The 19,923-nt window shown below is 33.4% G+C and carries 19 protein-coding genes and 1 pseudogene; 7 read left to right on the top strand and 13 right to left on the bottom strand.

Translation table 11 applies throughout. The annotated features are described in order from the left end of the window. The 6 genes from BKH42_RS02410 to metK form a co-directional block, all read right to left on the bottom strand. Entirely contained in the window at window positions 1-990 is a 990-nt protein-coding gene (locus tag BKH42_RS02410) for a beta-ketoacyl-ACP synthase III (protein ID WP_095294507.1), read from the bottom strand. A 3-nt stretch (window positions 991-993) separates the two neighbouring features. Continuing rightward, window positions 994-1,980 (bottom strand): phosphate acyltransferase PlsX, encoded by a 987-nt coding sequence (gene plsX, locus BKH42_RS02415; protein WP_180673914.1) that lies wholly within the window; start codon window positions 1,978-1,980, stop codon window positions 994-996. 60 nt (window positions 1,981-2,040) lie between these two features. Then, window positions 2,041-2,190 (bottom strand): 50S ribosomal protein L32, encoded by a 150-nt coding sequence (rpmF, locus tag BKH42_RS02420; RefSeq protein ID WP_095273487.1) that lies wholly within the window; start codon window positions 2,188-2,190, stop codon window positions 2,041-2,043. Window positions 2,191-2,203: 13 nt separating this feature from the next. Further along, entirely contained in the window at window positions 2,204-2,557 is a 354-nt protein-coding gene (locus BKH42_RS02425) for a hypothetical protein (RefSeq protein WP_095294510.1), read from the bottom strand. Window positions 2,558-2,562: 5 nt separating this feature from the next. Then, complete coding sequence (gene ndk, locus BKH42_RS02430) at window positions 2,563-2,976, bottom strand: nucleoside-diphosphate kinase (RefSeq protein WP_095294665.1); 414 nt, start codon at window positions 2,974-2,976, stop codon at window positions 2,563-2,565. Between the two features lie 446 nt (window positions 2,977-3,422). Beyond that, window positions 3,423-4,580 carry a methionine adenosyltransferase gene (gene metK / locus BKH42_RS02435; RefSeq protein ID WP_095294512.1) on the bottom strand — a complete coding sequence of 386 codons (1,158 nt, stop codon included), beginning with the start codon at window positions 4,578-4,580 and terminating at the stop codon, window positions 3,423-3,425. 197 nt (window positions 4,581-4,777) lie between these two features. On the opposite strand from metK, the gene BKH42_RS02440 reads away from it, so the two are divergent. Then, on the top strand, window positions 4,778-5,371 hold the full coding sequence (locus BKH42_RS02440; protein WP_095294514.1) for a peroxiredoxin: 594 nt from the start codon (window positions 4,778-4,780) through the stop codon (window positions 5,369-5,371). A gap of 62 nt (window positions 5,372-5,433) precedes the next feature. Here BKH42_RS02440 and BKH42_RS02445 read toward each other — a convergent pair whose 3' ends face one another. Beyond that, window positions 5,434-6,063 (bottom strand): class II aldolase and adducin N-terminal domain-containing protein, encoded by a 630-nt coding sequence (locus BKH42_RS02445; RefSeq protein WP_095294516.1) that lies wholly within the window; start codon window positions 6,061-6,063, stop codon window positions 5,434-5,436. A 237-nt stretch (window positions 6,064-6,300) separates the two neighbouring features. Here BKH42_RS02445 and BKH42_RS02450 point away from each other — a divergent pair, with 237 nt between their 5' ends. The 5 genes and pseudogenes from BKH42_RS02450 (at window position 6,301) to BKH42_RS02465 (ending at window position 10,722) form a co-directional block, all read left to right on the top strand. After that, window positions 6,301-7,089 carry an HrcA family transcriptional regulator gene (locus tag BKH42_RS02450; protein WP_095294517.1) on the top strand — a complete coding sequence of 263 codons (789 nt, stop codon included), beginning with the start codon at window positions 6,301-6,303 and terminating at the stop codon, window positions 7,087-7,089. Between the two features lie 22 nt (window positions 7,090-7,111). After that, window positions 7,112-7,624 (top strand): annotated as a pseudogene (grpE, locus tag BKH42_RS02455) (nucleotide exchange factor GrpE); the annotation flags it as partial. A gap of 36 nt (window positions 7,625-7,660) precedes the next feature. Next, complete coding sequence (gene dnaK, locus BKH42_RS02460) at window positions 7,661-9,532, top strand: molecular chaperone DnaK (protein ID WP_095294520.1); 1,872 nt, start codon at window positions 7,661-7,663, stop codon at window positions 9,530-9,532. A gap of 96 nt (window positions 9,533-9,628) precedes the next feature. Further along, window positions 9,629-9,760: a hypothetical protein gene (locus BKH42_RS09850; protein ID WP_257874232.1), complete on the top strand. Its 132-nt coding sequence runs from the start codon at window positions 9,629-9,631 to the stop codon at window positions 9,758-9,760. Between the two features lie 29 nt (window positions 9,761-9,789). Then, the gene (locus tag BKH42_RS02465; protein ID WP_257874236.1) at window positions 9,790-10,722 is read left to right on the top strand and encodes a glycosyltransferase; all 933 of its coding nucleotides are present in this window, start codon (window positions 9,790-9,792) and stop codon (window positions 10,720-10,722) included. 23 nt (window positions 10,723-10,745) lie between these two features. On the opposite strand, the gene BKH42_RS02470 is transcribed toward BKH42_RS02465, so the two are convergent. The 6 genes from BKH42_RS02470 to BKH42_RS02495 all read right to left on the bottom strand — a co-directional run bounded on the left by BKH42_RS02470 (window position 10,746) and on the right by BKH42_RS02495 (window position 18,302). Then, complete coding sequence (locus BKH42_RS02470) at window positions 10,746-11,432, bottom strand: MnmC family methyltransferase (protein WP_095294525.1); 687 nt, start codon at window positions 11,430-11,432, stop codon at window positions 10,746-10,748. Continuing rightward, window positions 11,432-12,877 (bottom strand): IMP dehydrogenase, encoded by a 1,446-nt coding sequence (gene guaB / locus BKH42_RS02475; protein WP_095294527.1) that lies wholly within the window; start codon window positions 12,875-12,877, stop codon window positions 11,432-11,434. The genes BKH42_RS02470 and guaB overlap by 1 nt, the downstream gene beginning before the upstream one ends. An 8-nt stretch (window positions 12,878-12,885) precedes the next feature. Further along, window positions 12,886-14,244 carry an Asp-tRNA(Asn)/Glu-tRNA(Gln) amidotransferase subunit GatA gene (gene gatA, locus BKH42_RS02480; RefSeq protein ID WP_095294529.1) on the bottom strand — a complete coding sequence of 453 codons (1,359 nt, stop codon included), beginning with the start codon at window positions 14,242-14,244 and terminating at the stop codon, window positions 12,886-12,888. A 65-nt stretch (window positions 14,245-14,309) separates the two neighbouring features. Continuing rightward, a complete protein-coding gene (coaE, locus tag BKH42_RS02485) occupies window positions 14,310-14,903 on the bottom strand; it encodes a dephospho-CoA kinase (RefSeq protein WP_095294531.1) in 594 nt (197 codons plus the stop codon). A 2-nt stretch (window positions 14,904-14,905) separates the two neighbouring features. Next, window positions 14,906-15,700, bottom strand: a complete 795-nt coding sequence (locus BKH42_RS02490) for a spermidine synthase (protein WP_095294533.1) — start codon at window positions 15,698-15,700, stop codon at window positions 14,906-14,908. Window positions 15,701-15,773: 73 nt separating this feature from the next. Continuing rightward, window positions 15,774-18,302 (bottom strand): DNA translocase FtsK 4TM domain-containing protein, encoded by a 2,529-nt coding sequence (locus BKH42_RS02495; protein WP_257874233.1) that lies wholly within the window; start codon window positions 18,300-18,302, stop codon window positions 15,774-15,776. A 161-nt stretch (window positions 18,303-18,463) separates the two neighbouring features. Here BKH42_RS02495 and BKH42_RS02500 point away from each other — a divergent pair, with 161 nt between their 5' ends. Next, window positions 18,464-19,921 (top strand): hypothetical protein, encoded by a 1,458-nt coding sequence (locus BKH42_RS02500; protein WP_095294535.1) that lies wholly within the window; start codon window positions 18,464-18,466, stop codon window positions 19,919-19,921. Window positions 19,922-19,923 lie beyond the last annotated feature (2 nt).

The raw sequence follows: 19,923 nt of genomic DNA on the forward strand, positions 1-19,923 counted from the left end.
CTAGCCCCCAAAATGAAGCAAAGCTGAACCCCAAGTAACCCCACCACCAAAGGCATCTAATAATATCAAATCCCCATTTTTAAGTTTTCCACTCTCATAAATATCATTCATTGCCATTGGAATACTAGCTGCGGATGTATTGCCATATTTCTGAACAGTTATAACGACTTGTTCTGAAGTAAAATTTAACTGCTCCCCAACCGCAGATATAATACGTAAATTTGCTTGATGAGGAATAAAAAAATCCACCTGAGTAGATGATATATTGTTTCTTTGTAAGATTTCTTCTACATCACTGATAAGTGTTTTTACCCCTAACTTAAAAGTTTCATTTCCTTTCATTTGCAAGTATTGAGAAATACAATTTTCTTGCATAAACTCACTTTGCCTAGTGGCTCTTGGGGTAAATAAAAAATCATGATAAGAACCATCTGCAGAAATATGCACATCTAAAATAGAGTTATTCTTATCTGTAGTAGAAGTAATCACTGCAGCTCCTGCACCATCTCCAAAAAGTACACAAGTGCCTCTATCGGTAAAATCAAGAACACTACTAACTTTCTCAGCACCAATAATGAGAATATTTTTATAAGCATCTGATTCAATAAATGCTTTTGCCAAAGAAAGCAAATAAATAAACCCTGAACAAGCAGTAGAAATATCAAATGCTGGTTTATTCCTTATGCCTAATTTTGCACTGATGAGACAAGCCGTAGAGGGCATATTTAAATAATCTGGACTCAAGGTAGCCACTATCACCAAATCAATATCACTAGCCTGAAATCCAGAACGTTCTAACGCAACTTTAGCGGCCTCAACCCCCAAATCACTAGTATTTTGCTCCTTAGAGGCAAAATAACGTGTTTGAATTCCTGTACGTTTGCGTATCCACTCATCGCTCGTATCTAGACTCTTTTCAAACTCAGAGTTCTTCACACATCTTGTTGGAATATAAGAAGCGATGGACTTCAAACAAGCATATTTTTTCATAAATTACCGTTCCTTAAAAGCAAAAGCCTGGGCTATTTTCTGGCAAACGTTTGTTTCTACGGCTTTTGTAGCCTGATAAATAGCACATTCAATTGCTCTAGCATTACTTTTTCCATGGCTAATAATAACGGTTTTATTTACTCCTAAAAGAGGTGCACCACCATATTCTGCATAATCTAATTTCTTCTTAAGTTTGCTAAAAGCATCCCTAAGAAGATAACCACCCAAAAGCCCGATCAGAGAAGATTTAATGTGTTGTTTAAGAATATAGCTCACCGAAGTGGCTACACCTTCGCTTGCTTTTAAAACAATATTTCCAGTAAAACCATCGCACACAACAACATCTATGCTTCCATCATATATATCATTTCCTTCAATATTCCCTTTGAAAAAATCATAAGATTTTAAAATCTTAAAAGTTTCCTTTGTGAGTTCATTTCCCTTAGAATCCTCTTCTCCATTTGTCAAAAGCCCCACACGAGGATTGGGATAACCAAGCAGATTCTTAGCATATTCATACCCCATAATAGCAAAATCAACTAGATACTCAGGTTTGCAATCTGTGTTCGCACCTGCATCTAAGATAATACTTGGATTTTGTGTAATAGAGGGCATTAACGTGCAAATTGCAGGGCGTGAGACACCTTCAATTCTGCCGATTCTCAAAGTAGCAAGACTCATTGTAGCTCCACTATGACCTGCTGAAACAATAGCATGAGCTTGATCATTCCTGACAATCTCTGTACCTATGTATATGGAAGAATCTTTTCTTTTAGCTGCAACAGATGCACTCTCTTCCATCTTAATATAATCAGAACAATGCACTATCTCAACTTTATGGGCAATATCTTCAGAAACAAGAGGTTTTATCAAGCTCTCATCGCCTACTAATATTGCTTGAAAATCTTTAGTTTTTAAAGCTCTCTTAACCCCATCTATGATCGGTAAAACACCGTTATCACCACCCATAACATCAACAACTATCTTCAACATCAAGCCCTTCCAAATATAAATTTAAATTACCAACACTAATGGACTTTAAATCTTGTATTACTTATAAGAGCCTGTAAACTTATTGATATGATGAGGCATCTTCCAGCTTCCATCTTTATCGCGAACAGGTCGTGCTAACGTTACTTTATAGTGCGTACGTCTTTTCGCGGCTCTAGTCTTACTTACTCTTCTGTCGGGAACTGCCATTTTATACTCCTTGTTATTCTTTTATATGATAATCCATCTTGATAGATTCTATCTCACTTTGCAAAATATAGTCTAGATCAATAAAGCCATCAAAAAACTCGATAATGTCAAAATCATCAAGCTTTGAACTTTGGCTTTGTATATCCCAAAGACCATCTGAAATATACAAAACCAAAGGTTGTTCAAAATTTTTAGTAAAAAAATCTCCACTAAGATCGCAGATAACTTCAATAGAACCCTTTAAAACAGCATCTATCTGAAATATTTTTGAAGCTTTTTTATAAATCTGTCCTCTTAACTCAATCCCATCAGAGACAATACAAAAGCTCTTAGGGAGTTGTGTTATCTTTCTCATTTCAATTTTCATTGAAGTCAGTAAATTTCCCTTTTTGAGAAGAAGAATTCAATTTCTATTTTTGCATTTTCCTTACTATCGCTTCCATGAATTGCATTAGCATCAATGCTCTCTGCAAAGTCTGCACGAATAGTTCCAGCCTTGGCTTCTTTAGGATTAGTAGCCCCCATCAAGTCACGATTTTTTATCACGGCATTTTCACCCTCTAATACCATAACCACAACAGGACCACTGATCATAAACTTAACCAACTCACCAAAAAAAGGCCTCTCTTTATGAACTGCATAGAAAGCCTTTGCATCGCATTCTGATAGCTGAAGTTTTTTTACAGCTGCAATCTTCAAACCATTGCTTTCGAACCTATCAATAATTTTTCCAATCACACCTTTTTGAACCGCATCGGGCTTAATGATGGAAAGTGTCTGTTCTATCATTTGTTAATATCTCCTTTTACTACCTTAAATAATCCAAACCCTAATTGTATCCAAAATAATTATTGAAAATGCTTAAGCCTTTATTTCAAGTGCAATTTTTTAAGTGACAAACTGACTGTGAGCATCTTTATGGAAAACAAGATTCAAACAAAAGACTCTGCACAACAGGCACTAAAAGAGGTTGTAAGCTAATCTAATGCAATAATGATAATATTTTTCCTGTTTTTCCCACTCAAACTCTATCCAAATTTGAGCTCTCACTTTTACATTTTAGAAAAAATGTCAATTATGGCCTCAAAAATACTACCCCCTTTACATCCCTAAAAATTAATCCATCTGCGTTTTTTCTGGACGCATATCTTAAGTACAATTATTTATTTGTTTCTAAAGCCAGAAGAGATAAATTCAAAAACATTGTAATATTATCCCCTTAGCCTAAAATTTTACATTCCTAAAAATTCTTTGATTTCGCTTATTTTATCAGTTCTTTCCCAACTAAAATCTGATAAGTCTCTGCCAAAATGTCCATAAGCAGAAGTTTTTCTGTAAATAGGTCTTAGTAAGTCCAAACTATCTATAATCCCCTTGGGTGTGAGTCTAAAAACTTTTCTCACACAAGCTTCTATTTTTATATCATCATATTTGGATGTACCGTGTGTATTCACGTATATAGATACGGGTTCAACCACACCAATTGCATAAGCCAATTGCACAGTAGCTTTTTCACAAACTCCACTAGCAACCAAGTTTTTTGCAACATATCTAGCTGCATAAGCAGCACTCCTATCAACCTTGCTAGGATCTTTCCCACTAAATGCACCGCCACCGTGAGGACAGCTTCCGCCATAAGTATCTACAATAATTTTACGTCCAGTAAGACCTGCATCTCCTTGAGGCCCTCCGATAACAAATTTACCAGTTGGATTAACGTGGTATTTAATATCGTCATTGAGATATTTCTTGGGTAATATTTTATGAACGATTTCTTCTATCACAGATTCCCTTAAGTGTTTTTGATCAACCTCAGGAGAGTGTTGAGTTGAGATAACAATGGTATCAATAGATACAGGTTTTCCATCTACATATTTTACGGTTACTTGAGATTTACCATCAGGTCTCAAAAATGGAAGAGTGCCATCTTTTCTCTTTTTGGCAAGTCCTTCAGTAAGTTGGTGGGCAAGCCAAATAGGTAAAGGCATCAACGACTCTGTTTCTTTACAAGCATATCCAAACATCAGTCCTTGATCTCCAGCTCCTATCTCTCCATCAGATCTATCTACTCCTTGATTGATATCAGGACTTTGCTCTCCAATTCCATTCAAAACAGCTGCACTTCTATAATCAAATCCATACAAAGCATCTGTATAACCAATATCCTTGATAACTTCTCTTGCGATTTCCTGCATAGGAGCATAAACAGACGTTTTTAATTCTCCAGCTATAACACAAAAACCATTAGAAACAAGTGTTTCACAAGCAACTCTAGCATTTTTATCTCTACCTATTATATAGTCTAAGACAGCATCGCTTATTTGATCCGCCATTTTGTCAGGATGACCTTCAGTTACTGATTCTGATGTAAATAGAAACTCATTTTTCATAAACTCACCTTGTATTTTTAAATTCTCCTCTGGATTGTAGCACATTTTTGACAAATATTTTTTAGAAAAAATACCTTCATTTTGTGTTCTTAAAAAGGCATTACATATCAATTAACTTTTGGTCGTTATTATTAGTAATTGATAATTATTATTTCATATTATCAAAACAAAACTCGAATGAAAACTAAGGAGAAAAGATGTTAGTGACAAAAAAAGCACCTGATTTTAAAGCCCAGGCAGTATTAGCAAATAATGAAATCGTAGATTTTGAATTATCAAAAAATCTTGGTAAAAATGGTGCCGTTGTATTCTTTTGGCCAAAGGATTTTACATTTGTATGTCCTTCTGAAATCATTGCTTTTGATCATCGTGTGAAAGATTTTCAAGAGAAAGGTTTTAATGTTATTGGCGTATCCACAGATACTGAAGTAGTTCATCTTGCTTGGAAAAATACACCTATTGAAAAAGGTGGTATTGGCAATGTGACCTTCCCAATGATTGCTGATATAACTAAGCAAATTTCAAGAGATTATGATGTTTTATTTGATGGAGCAGTAGCACTTAGAGGATCATTCTTGATTGATAAACATCAAGTTGTTCGCCACGCTGTTATTAATGATTTACCATTAGGTAGAAATATTGATGAGATGCTAAGAATGGCAGATTCTTTATTGTTTTTTGAGGAGAATGGAGAAGTTTGTCCAGCTGGATGGAGAAAAGGCGAAAAAGGGATGAAAGCAACTCACGATGGAGTAGCTCAATATCTTTCTGAAAACGCAAATAAGCTTTAATTTTGAGCTGAGGAGCTATCCTCGGCTTTTTAAAATTCAAAATACCTCTTGTCTTCTATTTATTAGACATTAAATCTAGTTTCATTTTCATAGCCAATATCTACCATTCTAGCTAGATTTAACAATTTACAGCTATTTTCTATGAGGGCAATGGTCTTAGCTAAAGAATATAAATCTCTATGATAAGCATAGATTCCATAGCCTTTTATAAATATAAAATTTTTTTTTGTCTGTTTAAAATATCTCAAAATATTAATATCTGCACGCTCATACCAACTATCATAATCTTTTGGATCAAAAATATCTATTTGCTTACCCAATAGCTTATAACCAAAATAATCCTTTGGAATCAAAACATCATGGGATAAAGAATATGCTACGCTATAAGGAGGCATTGCATAGACAACAAAACGAGCTTCTGTGATATTTTGATAAATATTAGAATGAATAAAGGCATCTATACTAGCCTCTTGCCAACGATAATCTTCTTTATCATAAAGCATAATCAATGAATTGCTATCAATTCTATCAAAAATAGCATCTTTTTTATTTATCAAAAATCTATTTTGAGATATTCTAGAAGATATGGAGCCATGAAAAACCCCAAAAAAACTCTTTCTAAACATCGCCAAAGAGACACTGCTAATTTCCTCAATCAAAGATTCTTCTATGTTTTTTGTATGTATATTCATAGGGTGATTCTAGCATTAAATCCTTATAATCACAATTAAAAATATCCCTGTTATGATTCTCAAGATATTTATATAAAGAATATTTAGTCATTTAATTTATATAAGTTTATTTATATAGACTAAACTTTTGATTATTTTAGCAATAATTTTATATGAATGCTAATTTCATTAACTTTTTTTGCTATAATACGAGAAAATATATTTTGGCATTAAAATCACAGGTGAGGTTTTAGAAATATGAATCATAAAAAAGATTTGCTTTTAGATGGAATTATCAAGCGATATATTCAATCAAACGAACCCATAGGATCGGAATCTTTGAAAGTATCTATGAGTATAAAAATTTCTTCTGCGACAATTCGGAATTATTTTAAGACTCTCTCAGATGAGGGGATCTTGACCCAAACCCATATCAGTAGTGGCAGAATTCCTACCAATAAAGCCCTAAAAGATTATTGGAGATCTCATATTCCATATAAAGAAAATGATATTGATATAGATATTCAAAAAATACAACAAGCTTGCCAAGAAATGGGTGTTTTTTGCCTTATTAGAGAAAAAAAATCACAAACCCTAAGAGAAATCATCAATCATGAAAATAGATTTTTGATATTGGTTTTTGAGGATAATGAAATATGTGTTCCTTTCAATCATTCCATAGAGAGATTTTTAAGAGAACTCTTAGGATTAGAGTTTGAAGATATCAAAAAAATCTGCTCTCAAGTATGTGCAAAGGCACTATTAGAAAAGCTCAATCTAGCCTCTGATGTGATTTTACATACATTTGGTATTGAGTTTTTGAGTTTTATTCTTAAAATCAGAGGTTTTGATAGATTGTTCTTTGAAGTGATTAATGGGTATATTTTTGATAGACTCTCTAGAGGAGTTTATTTTGAAAATACTATCCCTGAAGGTAGTATTGCAATCGTCCAAAACATCAATTTAAATCAAAAACAAGCACAAATGTTTTGTATGGGAGAGCTGAGTAAAAACTACACAAGCTTTTATGAAAAAATAGTTGCGTAAATCAACATTAAAAGGAGTAAGAATGGAAAAAGATTTAGATAACCAAGAAGAAATTACAGAGCAAAATCAATCTGAAGAAGAACTTTCAGAACAAGAAAATAACCCAAAACAGGAGGATTATGAAAAAAAATATCAAGAACTTCAAGAAAATTACATTCGCGTTCACGCTGATTTTGAAAATACCAAAAAGCGTCTTGAAAAAGACAAATATCAGGCTTTAGAATATGCGTATGAAAAAATAGCACGGGATCTATTGCCCATCATAGATACTCTTGAAAAAGCACTTGAAAGTGCAAAAGAGACGTCAGGGGCTGAAGGAATATTTCAGGGATTAGAACTCACTCTTGATAATCTGCATAAAGTTTTGCTAAAACATGGTATCGAAAAGATCTCTTGTGATGAAAATTTTGATCCCAATTTTCACGACGCTATTATGCAGGTTCCTGCTGAAGATAAGCAAGATGGCGAAATTGTTCAAGTTTTACAAAAGGGCTACAAATATAAAGAGAGAGTTTTAAGACCAGCAATGGTAAGTATCGCAAAAAATTAAATTCAACACAAAGGATAGAAAATGGCAAAAGTAATTGGTATTGATTTAGGAACAACAAACTCTGCAATGGCAGTTTATGAAGGGAATGAGGCGAGAATTATCGCCAATAAAGAAGGTAAAAATACAACTCCTTCAATCGTGGCTTTTACAGACAAAGGTGAAATTTTGGTGGGCGAACCCGCAAAAAGACAAGCTATCACCAATCCTCAAAAAACCATTTATTCAATAAAAAGAATTATGGGTTTGATGTTCAATGAAGACAAAGCAAAAGAAGCTGAGAAAAGACTTCCTTATAAAATTGTGGACAGAAATGGAGCTTGTGCAATAGAGATAGCTGATAAAGTCTATACTCCTCAGGAGATTTCTGCAAAAATTTTAATGAAACTCAAAGAAGATGCAGAGGCTTATTTGGGCGAAGAAGTGAGTGAAGCTGTTATCACTGTTCCAGCATATTTTAATGATGCACAAAGAAAGGCTACTAAAGAAGCGGGGACTATTGCAGGGTTAAATGTTTTAAGAATCATCAATGAACCCACATCAGCTGCTCTAGCATACGGACTTGATAAAAAAGAATCTGAAAAAATAATGGTTTATGATCTAGGTGGTGGGACATTTGATGTTACCGTGCTAGAAACGGGCGATAATGTTGTGGAGGTTTTAGCAACTGGTGGAGATGCATTTTTAGGTGGTGATGACTTTGATAATAGAATCATTGACTGGGCAGCTAAAGAATTTAAAGATGAGAGTGGCATTGATATTAAATCTGATGTTATGGCTCTCCAAAGACTAAAAGATGCAGCTGAAAATGCAAAAAAAGAATTGAGTTCAGCTCAAGAAACTGAGATAAATCTTCCTTTTATCACTGCAGATGCAAGTGGTCCAAAACACCTAGTAAAAAAACTTACTAGAGCAAAATTTGAAACTCTCATAGACGATCTCATAGAGGAAACTATCAAAAAAATTGATTTTGTTGTCAAAGATGCTGGACTTGGCAAAAATGATATTTCTGAAGTTGTAATGGTAGGGGGATCCACACGAATTCCAAAAGCCCAACAAAGAGTAAAAGATTTTATTGGTAAAGAACTCAACAAATCTGTAAATCCCGACGAAGTGGTTGCTATTGGAGCTGCGATTCAAGGTGGTGTTTTAAAAGGGGATGTAAAAGATGTTTTGTTGCTTGATGTTACGCCATTAAGCTTAGGTATTGAAACATTGGGTGGAGTTATGACTAAAGTCATAGATAGGGGCACGACTATTCCTGCAAAAAAAGCTCAAGTTTTTTCCACAGCTGAAGACAATCAACCTGCTGTCTCTATTCACGTATTGCAAGGAGAAAGAGAACTTGCTAGAGATAACAAATCGCTAGGAAAATTTGACCTTACAGGAATTCCAGCTGCTCCTAGAGGGGTACCTCAAATTGAAGTCACCTTTGATATAGATGCAAATGGAATTTTAACAGTATCGGCAAAAGATAAAGCAAGTGGAAAATCTCAAGAAATCAAAATCTCTGGATCAAGTGGTTTATCTGATAGTGAAATAGAAAAAATGGTCAAAGATGCCGAACTTCACAAAGAAGAAGATTCTAAAAGAAAAGAAACTATTGAATCAAGAAATCAAGCTGATAGCCTAGTTTATCAAACTGAAAAAAGCTTGACAGAGTTAAAAGACAAACTAGAAGCAACTGAGGTAGAAAAAATTCAAAAGGCAGTTGATGAACTTAAAGAGACTTTGAAAAATGAAAATGCTTCAAAAGAAGAGATTGATGCAAAACTCAAAGCCTTGACTGAAGCTAGTCACAAACTCGCTGAAGCAATGTATGCCAAAGAAGGAGAGAAACCAAATGCTCAAGCAAATAAAAAAGATGATGATGTCATTGATGCAGAAGTAGAATAGATTCTTGCCTTTGCCCCCTTCTTGGGGCTCTAAAGTATCTCTTTATTAAAATTCCTGTAAAATTCTTCAAAACTCTAAAGGAACTGGATACAAATGATGCAAAATCCTCAAAAACAAGTTATCCCTATAATGTTTTGTTTTGATACTCGTTATGTTATACCTGCTAGTGTGGCTTTTTATTCGCTCTTAACTAATACGAAGTATTCTTCTAAGGGGGGGGGGCTATAGAGTATAGACTCTATGTTCTACATGATGACATCACACAAAACCAAAAAGATACTCTACAGAAAACCATCAAAACCTTTTCGAACTCCTCTTTAGAATTCATCGACACAAAGGGACTCTTTAGTAATATTTGGGAAAATATCCCTTCAAAACATCATTTCAGTAAAGAAATTTTTTATAAACTAATACCAGCAAGGCTTTTCCCACAATATGACAAAATAATCATCACAGATGTAGATGTAGTATTTTTAGGTGATGTGAGTGAAAGTTTTTTAGATTTTGATACTAATAGCTCATCGTATTTGGCTGGAATCAAACCAAACGATCCTGATGGTATTTTTCCCCTCACTAATTGGAAAGAAGGATATAAAAATTTTTCAGAAGATGAATTTAAGGCAATTCAATATGGCATAGGTGCTGGATATTTTATCGCCAATCTAAAAGCAATAAGAAAAGATGGTATTGAAGAAAAATGGATCAATTATGCTTCCTTGAATTCTCATAAACTCATTCTTCCTGAACAAGATGTGCTAAATATTATCTGCTACCCTTATATTGATACATTATCTCTCAAACATATGGTAGCTCATTATGCTTGGAAAAGATTTGGAGAAAATTGGGAAAAGCTAACTCCTGTTATCTATTCTAAAAAAGAGCTTGATGAAGCAAATTCATATCCTATTCAAATTCATTATGAGGGCAATAAAAAGCCTTGGGTTTATGTAGATGAACCTAAATCTGAGTTATGGTTTTACTATCTTGCTCAGACTCCCTTTTTAAAAGAGTACCTAGCAGAGCTTCCAAAAACGATAATTGCAACGCATCAAAAGACTCTATTCTCTTATAGAATAAAAACTTATATAAAAAAGAATCCATCATTCTTTATTAATCCTAGATTCTATTTAAAAATTTTTGATAGATTAAAATATAAACTACTGAAAATATTAAATATTTCACAACAATAAGGCGTTATAACTGCAATAAAATGTCAAATAGCATCTAATGGTTTTTTGGTAAATAAAGTACTTTTTCTAGTGAAACTATTCTTGTGATCATAAACAAAAAAACCAACTTTTTTTGCTATTTCCTTCACAGATAAACTTGTGCAATACGTTGTTATGATGCAATCTTGTGCAGCTATTTCATACAATCTAGTGAAATATTCTATATCCCACAACTCTGGATTCTTTTTTGGACTAAAAGGATCTTGATAAATCACATCAATACTATTTGATTCAAGGAGGAAAAGATATTCCTTAGCATCGCCTAAGAACAATTCAACACTCACTTGAGGAATGGAATTTAACTTATGAGTTCTCTTGAGTTCATCTACTATTTTAGAGATATTGATATTTTGAATTTCTAAAGGATATTGCAAAGAAGTTATTTTTTCAAATATTTCTGTGTCTTTTTCAGGTGAAAATATCTCTAATTTACCTTTATAGTTCATCTTGAGATATTGTGAAATAGTCGTGAAACAATTATACCCAAGTCCAAAGCAAATATCTAAAATCTTAATTTGAGACTTGAAAAATAAATTTTTAAGTTCCATAGGAGGTAGAATATGTTTATACAAAGTTTCTAAATATGCTCCATCTCCAAGACTATGATAACATTCATTAAATTCTTCATTATAGATAGTAAATGTACCATCAGCAGTTTTGATGGTCTTCATTATCCGTGATAATTGGGAGCTTCTTTTGTGATATCAACATCATGAACATGAGACTCTCTAAGCCCTGCAGAAGTAATCTGTACAAATTCAGCATTCTCTTGCAAATGAACTAAATCTTTGCTACCCAAATACCCCATAGAAGATCTAAGTCCTCCCACAAGCTGATGTATCACATCAGCAATCCTTCCTCGATAAGGGACTCTACCTTCAATGCCTTCAGGAACAAGCTTTTCTTGAGCAGTTCCTTCTTGAAAATACCTATCTGAACTTCCCTTACTCATAGCGCCAATACTTCCCATACCTCTATAACTTTTATATTGCCTACCTTGAAAAATCATCAAATCTCCTGGAGATTCCTCTGTCCCAGCTAATAAACTTCCTATCATCACGCTAGAAGCACCAACAGCAAGTGCTTTTGCAATATCACCTGAATACTTTATACCACCATCTGCAATCACTGGAACTCCATGCTTAAGTGCTTCGCTTGAACAACCATCAATTGCTGAAATTTGAGGCATACCCACTCCAGCTACTATCCTTGTGGTGCAGATACTACCTGGCCCTATCCCCACCTTTATTGCATCTGCCCCCGCACTAATAAGATCTGAAGTTGCCTTAGGAGTCACGACATTACCGACAATAATATCTACTTGGAGCTTATTTTTAATATTTTCTAATGTCCTCATGACATTAATAGAATGCCCATGTGCACTGTCTAAAACGAGCACATCCACACCTGCTTGAACTAACGCTTCTGCTCTATCTAACTGATTGACTCCAATAGCAGCTCCAACTCTCAATCGACCCAATTCATCCTTATTTGCATTTGGATATTCAATGCGCTTTTGAATATCTTTAATAGTTATCAAGCCTTTAAGGATATTCTTGCTATCTACAATTGGTAGCTTTTCTATCCTATGCTTATGCATAATCTCTCTAGCTTCCTCCAAACTAATGCCTATATTTGCAGTAATAAGAGGTGCTTTTGTCATCACATCTCCGACTTTTTTACTCAAATCTGTCTCAAATCTCACATCTCGATTCGTGAGAATACCTATGAGCAATCCATCAGAATCCACAACGGGGACACCAGAAATCTTATAATTATCAGTGATAGCCTTAGCATCTGCTAAACTACGATTGGCTTGAATATATATAGGATCTGTGATGATACCACTTTCACTTTTTTTCACTTTTTTTATCTGATGAACCTGAGAAGCAATATCCATATTTTTATGAATAATGCCTATCCCTCCCAATCTAGCCATTGCAATAGCCGTCCTGTATTCTGTCACAGTGTCCATAGCAGCACTCACAAACGGAATATTCAAAGCAATGTTTTTAGTAAGTTTTGAGACAATGCAAACCTCCTTTGGCAATACTTCAGAGTATCCTGGAACCAACAACACATCTTCAAAAGTTAGGGCTTTTTGTATCAATCTCATTTTTTCTCCTAATCAAATTGTATATCCAAAATCTTTTCTAAACCATAAGCACAATCAAGTATTCCTTGTTCATCAAAATTCTTTCCTATAAGTTGCATTCCTATAGGTAATTTATCTTTTGATTTCCCTACTGGCAAAGAAACTGCAGGAACTCCAGCAAGATTAACACCAATAGTATAAATATCACTCAAATACATATCAAGTGGAGAATGCGAACTGCCAAATTTTGGAGCAACACTAGGAGCTATAGGACTCAAAATCATATCAACATCGTTAAATATCTGTTCATATTGTTTTTTGATTAGTTTTCTAATTTTTTGAGCTTTAATATAATAAGCATCATAATAACCACTGCTGAGAACAAAGCTTCCTAACATAATTCGTCTTTTCACTTCTTCCCCAAATCCTTCGCTTCTAGTTTTTATATATAAATCTTTCAGATCATTCAAATTACCTGCCCTATTCCCATATCTAACACCATCAAATCTGGCTAGATTTGAACTAGCCTCTGCCGTGCAAATAATATAATATGCGGAAATATGATAGCTTGTATCTAGCATACTCTTAGAAACTATCTGATGACCTAATGATTGGAGTGTTTTTATAGTATCTTGATAAGATTTTTGAATTTCGGCATCAGCATCTTTAAGATAATCATCTAAAACAGCTATTTTAAATCGCTTACCCTCATCTAATTTTGAAAATGTCTGCGTTGATGGCAAATCAAAACTAGTAGAATCCATCTTATCAAACCCACTGATAGCATCAAACAATATCGCACAATCTTCAATGTTTTGGGTAATAGGACCAATTTGATCAAGACTAGAACTATAGGCCACAAGTCCATATCTACTCACTCTCCCATATGTAGGTTTCAAACCCACGCACCCACAAAATGCTGCAGGTTGCCTAATAGAGCCACCTGTATCACTCCCAAGTGCTGCTATCGCAATCCCTCCAGCCACAGCCGCAGCACTTCCTCCAGAACTTCCTCCAGGAACCCTAGAAGTATCTCGAGGATTTTTTGTTCTACCATAACAACTTGATTCAGTTGTGCTGCCCATAGCAAATTCGTCCATATTGGCTCTTCCATATGCACACATACCATTTTGATGAAGCTTGTGTATTACAGTTGCATTATAAGGAGAAATATACCCCTTGAGTATCTTGCTTGCACAGGTAATCTCCCAATCTTTAACATTTATATTGTCTTTTATGAGTATAGGAACACCCTTATTAAGACTAGATAAAGGTTCAGATATATAGGCATTTATCTCAAGCTTTTCTTTGACTTTCTTTGATATATCATCTTTAATATCTTTAAGTTCTTCTTCGCTTAAAGATAAGGCTTTCTTGAGAGTTATCATACTGTTCCTTTTAATTAGGATTAAGATCTGTGGAATTATAAACTTTTATTGCTTACAGAACACTACTAGAGTTTTTGTAAAAAATTTTCTACTTCCTTTTGAAGCTCTTTTAGTCCTTTTGTATTTTCAATAATATACTCACATTGTTCTTTTTTGTACTCAATGTCAATTTGAGCATCAATTCGCTTGAATGCATCTTCTTGTGAAATGCTATCTCTAGCCATAATTCTTTGTGCTTGTCTTTCTTTGGGACAATAAATCAGCAAAACCTTATCAACTGGATAAATTTTTTTACCTCCAACCTCAAAAAATAAAGGGATATCCAAAAAATAATATTGTTCATACAGTTCAAGCTTTAGAGCCTGATTGAATATTTCTTGACGTATTTTAGGATGTAGGAAATTTTCTAATTTTTTCCTCTTATCCTGATTGGAAAATACAATTTGAGCGAGTTTTTTTCGATTTATCTTGTATTCTTTATCTAAAATATCTTCAGAAAATAATTCTCTAATTGAGATGTTATTCTCTTCTAGAACCTGATGGGCTATCTTGTCAGCATCTATGATAGTATAACCATATAAGCCAAGAATAGCTCCAACTGAACTTTTACCGCTCCCTATACCCCCTGTAATAACTATGGCGTGTTTAAAATCTGACATATTTAGTTTTTTAATGCACCCTTAAGTTTCTTATTCAAAATATTGGGTAATGCAAAACTAGCCTGATGAATATCAGAATTATAATATTTAAGTCCATCTAGCATATCAATTTTTTGCAACAACATATCTGCTAAAGGATGGTATCTTTTAGAGGCAAAAATAAAACCCTTATCAGCTAAAATCGATAAAGGAGCAAAAAATGGCATCACAATATTAAAAAATTCTCCACTAGTTGTAATGCTATCTTTAAAAGAATCAAATTCCAATAATGGATGCTTGGTAGAAAAAATTAAAATCCCTTCTTTTGAAAGCATTCTTGAAATACCATCTATCTCGTGCTTATTTGGTTGATTTAGACAAATAATCAGATCATATTTTTTTACAGGCAAATCAATTGCCCTTATATATTTTTTAAACCTAGCATCTTGCATTAATGGAGAGAAATTTGGTAAAAAACTTATGAAAGAATCAAAAATCTTTTCATCGCTTTGAACAAAATCAACTCTTACTCCATCATGCCTTAAAACTTCATGGGCAATCTCAATGTTAAATCCACCCAATATGAGGACATTTTTTACATCAGGGTGCGAACACATCCCTATATGTGCATTAAGCTCACTTTCAATATAGAGATATTTTTTTAACATAATATATTTTTCATCTATCATTGCAATCTGTTCAAAATCATCACTTTTAAAAATTTCTAAAATATGCTCTTTATTTCTAGCATCAAGAATTTTAGTTTCGATAGTATATTCTTGTCTGAAATTTGGGCTAATTTGTCTAGTAATCCACATAAAAATCCTTTAAAATATATTTTAAAATATTAACTCAAAAATAAGAAAATTTCTCAAAAAAATTGAAAAAAAATTAGATTCCTATAATCTCTCTGATTCCTTTTGAATTTGGAGAAGAAAGAAACCCTTCATTTTCGAGTTCTTCAATTATAGAGGCAGATTTGTTATATCCTACCCCAAGTTTTCTTTGCAAATAACTGATGGATGTTTTTCGATCTTGCAATATAATTCTCTTAGCTTCATTAATGATTTCACCACTTTCAGAGGGAATACTTTTAGCAATAAGATGACTCTCCTGAATCAAAAAATTCTTATCATATTGAACCTCTCTTTGCGATTTAATAAACTCGACAATTTCTTCAATTTCTTCTTCAGAAGCCCAAGGAGCGTGAAGCCTAACCACTCCACTAATTCCTGGTGGAGTAAATAACATATCCCCTCTTCCTAAAAGACTCTGCGCCCCTTCAGTATCTAAAACAACCCTAGAATCTATTTTTGAACCCACCTTAAAACTCACCCTTGAAGGAAGATTTGTTTTAATAAGACCTGTAACTACATCCACGCTTGGACGTTGAGTGGCCACTATCAAATGAAGTCCAGCTGCTCTTCCCATTTGTGCAATTCTAGCAATTGGAAATTCGGCTTCTTTTCCTCCTGTCATCATTAAATCTGCAAGCTCATCGATAATAATTACCAAAAATGGGAAAACTTCTAGACCTTCTTGTTTGGCTTTTGGATTGTATTTGTCAATATTTTTTGTTTTTGACTCACTCATAATCTTATAACGACGTTCCATTTCATTCACTGCACTCGCAAGTGCTGAAATTGCTTTTTTAGGATCTGTGATAATGGGAGTGAGCAAATGCGGTATGTCGCTATACATGCTAAATTCAACCATTTTTGGATCTATCATAATGAGTTTAAGACTATCTGGGGAATTCCTAAAAAGAAGTGACAAAATCATAGCATTCACTCCCACGCTTTTTCCACTCCCTGTTGTTCCTGCAATGAGGAGATGTGGGAGTTTTTTCAAATCAGTGATAAATGGATTACCAACGATATCTTTTCCAAGTGCTAATGTCAAAGGCGAAGAAGAATTTTCAAAAAGTTCACTTTGTAATATTTCACGCAAATAAATAATCTCAGTTTTAGAATTAGGAATTTCAATACCCACCACATCTTTTCCAGGTATGGGTGCTTGAATTCGTATGGACTGAGCCTTAAGCGCCATCGCTAGATCATCTCCTAATGTCAAAATTCTACTGACTTTCACATTTGCTGCGGGTTTAAACTCAAAAGTTGTGACAATAGGGCCTGAATACGTTCTAGCAATATCTCCATCAATTTTAAACATTTTAAGTTTTGCAAGAAGATCTTGAATCTTTTTATCTATTTCATTCTCATCAATTTGAATTGATTTGGTTTTTGGTTTTTCCAAAAGATCAAGACTAGGAAGTTTGTAGTCTTTTGGCTTCTCTGGTTCTCCAAATTCAAGTCCTTTAAGAAGCTCTGTATTTTCACTAAGTTCTTTTACTATCAATGGTCTATTAGATCTATTTTGATTCTTAGTAAGCATATTGTCAGGCTCTATAAAATCAATTGTTTGAGTTTCCTCTTGTGACTCTAGGATTTCAAAAGACTCCTTAAAATCAAAATCTTGTAATGATTGTTTTTCAAAACAACTCTGTATTTGAAGATCTAAATCCCGCTTAACATTTGATTTGTCTTGATCCACATCAGAAATGACTGGTTGATTTTCTTCTTTGGGTGAAATTCTTGGGATTTGAATATTTTTTGAGATATCCTTTAGAATTTCATCAGCATTGTGAGTAGATTTTTGTTTTTTTTCTTCTTGAAAGTGTTCTTCAGAAAGCTGTTCAAAGAATTTTTTATTTTTATCAAGTAAATATTTGATATCTTCCTTTCGTGCCTCTAGCTGTTCATCTTCACCCACCAATCTCACCATATCTGCATATTTTTTTTCTTGATTATCTTTATCAATGACCTGATTATAAATCACCCTAATGTTCTTTTCATCAAAACCAATATCAGGCACAGAACTAGTCGGTTTTTTTTCAGGTTCAAGATCGCTTATTTGCGCAGATATTTTTAGATCAAATATTTCAGTATCAAAATCACTCCTAGATTTTTTTTGAATACGATCTTTGGAGCGATTGTATATTGATATATATTTTTTTAGATCTTCAGAAAAAAAATCTTTCAAAAACTCAGATAGTTTTTTGACATAAAGCTTGCAAACATACGTTACCTGCATAAAATGCTTTTGAAAAAAAATCATATAAGCAATAAAAAACATAATGAATACTAAAATAAAAATCCCAAAAAGACCTATAAAGGGATGCAAAAAATCTACAATCATCTGCCCCAAAAGACCTTTTTTGAAGATCATAGCTTGAGCAACAAGCAATGCTAAAAATCCTAAAATCCCTCCCAGTATAAGCTCTAAACGTCGTTGAGTAAGCTCTTGAGTTTTATAAAATCTATACGCAGGATAAATCAAAAATAATAGATACACGTAAGAAAGATATCCAAAAATACCGATATTTTTTTCTGCAAAAAAAACTCCAAACTTCCCTACCAAGCCAGTATTCCCAAATATTGTCGCAATAGAAAAAAATATGGAAGTTGCAGAAAATATGACAAAAGTGTATAATTTTTTAATAGCTTGTCCTTTTGGATAAAATCTTTGATTTTTGCAATTATAGCATAGTAGCCAATACACAACAAAATTTAGGATTAAGAATGCACGGGAAAATATTGAGATATTCCATTTCAACGGGTTCAGGAGTGGTGACCAATTCTTCCAAGAAAATATTTGAACTCAGAAAAGAGAGTTGGCATGATTCAAGGTTTTTACCCGTTGTGGGAATGCTTGTAGAATTTAGATGCGATAGTAATGGTTATTCAATCACGGACGCTAAAGCTTCCTATTATCAAGATTTTCCACCTGATTCAATCATAAAAGAAATAGATTTTTGGAAAAGCAACTCTGATGAAGAGCTCAAACAAAAAGAGCAGGATATTCGCAACCAGATTGCACAAAAAATTTTTAAAGAAACCAATTATTTTACACTCAGATCTATTGAATTGACCTCATCTGTTCAAGATTGTCTGAAAGAGTATTTCGCACAGGAATTCAGTGCCATTAATTTCATTATGAACGAATCAAATGAAAAAGCCAAGATCAATTATCTTCAAACCAAGCGATTTTTACTCAAAGCTATGGATTATTTAGTATTCACAGATAGAAATATCACAATGGATACCTTCAGCATTGATCTTCAAAGACTCAATAGATTAGAATATTCTTATAAAAATTTTACAAAAAATATCAATATCAATGCTGAAAAAATCTATGAAGAATCTTTTTTAGAGATGCAATATAACTATAAAGGAGTTAGTAAGGCCATTTTAGGCACAAGAGAGAAAATCCTTCAACTCAATAATAAAATCCGCAATAGTGTGTTTGAAATCAAACAGATAAGACTCAAATTAGAAAACAAAAAAAATGACGAAAAAGCCCTGAATGTGAAACTAGAAAATATACGTGCTATTATTTCAAAATCCGAAGAAGAAATAAAAATACTCCAAAAAACTCTAGAAAATCTTACAAAATTAGCTGAAGATTTTAAGGTGCAATTTTTTAAACTTTTTGAAACAACATTTAAAAAATTCTATGAACTTCTCATTGATAAGACAGTTGAAGCAATGAATATTTGTGCAACTCAGCTTGATAACAGAATATGGAAACTAGGAATGAGTTCAAAGGCCATAAAAAATATGTTTTTCAAGCACGATATCAATGACTCATACTGCACAATGACATTTTTAGGTCAATATTTGCGTAGATTAGATAAAAACAAATTAAGCGAGAATGAGAAAGCTGTATATAACTACTACTACAAATACAAACAAACACATGAGAAAAAATTCTTAATCTTTACTACCAATCAAAAGTTAGAAATGTCTTTAAAAATTCAGATTATGTCTATTTCTAAGGATTATAGTGTCGTGATTGTAAAAAAAGATGGGGAATTTTACGCAAATATAAGCTCTCAAAAATTTGAACTAGGCTACATTGATCCTTATGTGGATGCAGACATCAAACAACTTTTAGAGGAAGCTAGGAGTTCTAAATACAACGAAAATACACAATTCACCATAGTTTCTAAAGAACAAATTATGGGTTTGCAAGATTAAAA

It is taken from the genome of Helicobacter sp. 13S00482-2 (genome assembly GCF_002272795.1).
Lineage (GTDB): Bacteria > Campylobacterota > Campylobacteria > Campylobacterales > Helicobacteraceae > Helicobacter_J.

Bases quoted from the DNA above. Each gene is read 5' to 3' on its own strand.
- BKH42_RS02440 (WP_095294514.1), top strand. From the start codon at position 4,778: ATGTTAGTGACAAAAAAAGCACCTGATTTTAAAGCCCAGGCAGTATTA.
- BKH42_RS02470 (WP_095294525.1), bottom strand. From the start codon at position 11,432: ATGAAGACCATCAAAACTGCTGATGGTACATTTACTATCTATAATGAA.
- rpmF (WP_095273487.1), bottom strand. From the start codon at position 2,190: ATGGCAGTTCCCGACAGAAGAGTAAGTAAGACTAGAGCCGCGAAAAGA.
- BKH42_RS02490 (WP_095294533.1), bottom strand. From the start codon at position 15,700: ATGTGGATTACTAGACAAATTAGCCCAAATTTCAGACAAGAATATACT.
- metK (WP_095294512.1), bottom strand. From the start codon at position 4,580: ATGAAAAATGAGTTTCTATTTACATCAGAATCAGTAACTGAAGGTCAT.
- coaE (WP_095294531.1), bottom strand. From the start codon at position 14,903: ATGTCAGATTTTAAACACGCCATAGTTATTACAGGGGGTATAGGGAGC.
- BKH42_RS02500 (WP_095294535.1), top strand. From the start codon at position 18,464: ATGCACGGGAAAATATTGAGATATTCCATTTCAACGGGTTCAGGAGTG.
- BKH42_RS02445 (WP_095294516.1), bottom strand. From the start codon at position 6,063: ATGAATATACATACAAAAAACATAGAAGAATCTTTGATTGAGGAAATT.
- BKH42_RS09850 (WP_257874232.1), top strand. From the start codon at position 9,629: ATGCAAAATCCTCAAAAACAAGTTATCCCTATAATGTTTTGTTTTGAT.
- guaB (WP_095294527.1), bottom strand. From the start codon at position 12,877: ATGAGATTGATACAAAAAGCCCTAACTTTTGAAGATGTGTTGTTGGTT.
- BKH42_RS02410 (WP_095294507.1), bottom strand. From the start codon at position 990: ATGAAAAAATATGCTTGTTTGAAGTCCATCGCTTCTTATATTCCAACA.
- BKH42_RS02425 (WP_095294510.1), bottom strand. From the start codon at position 2,557: ATGAAAATTGAAATGAGAAAGATAACACAACTCCCTAAGAGCTTTTGT.
- dnaK (WP_095294520.1), top strand. From the start codon at position 7,661: ATGGCAAAAGTAATTGGTATTGATTTAGGAACAACAAACTCTGCAATG.
- BKH42_RS02450 (WP_095294517.1), top strand. From the start codon at position 6,301: ATGAATCATAAAAAAGATTTGCTTTTAGATGGAATTATCAAGCGATAT.
- gatA (WP_095294529.1), bottom strand. From the start codon at position 14,244: ATGATAACTCTCAAGAAAGCCTTATCTTTAAGCGAAGAAGAACTTAAA.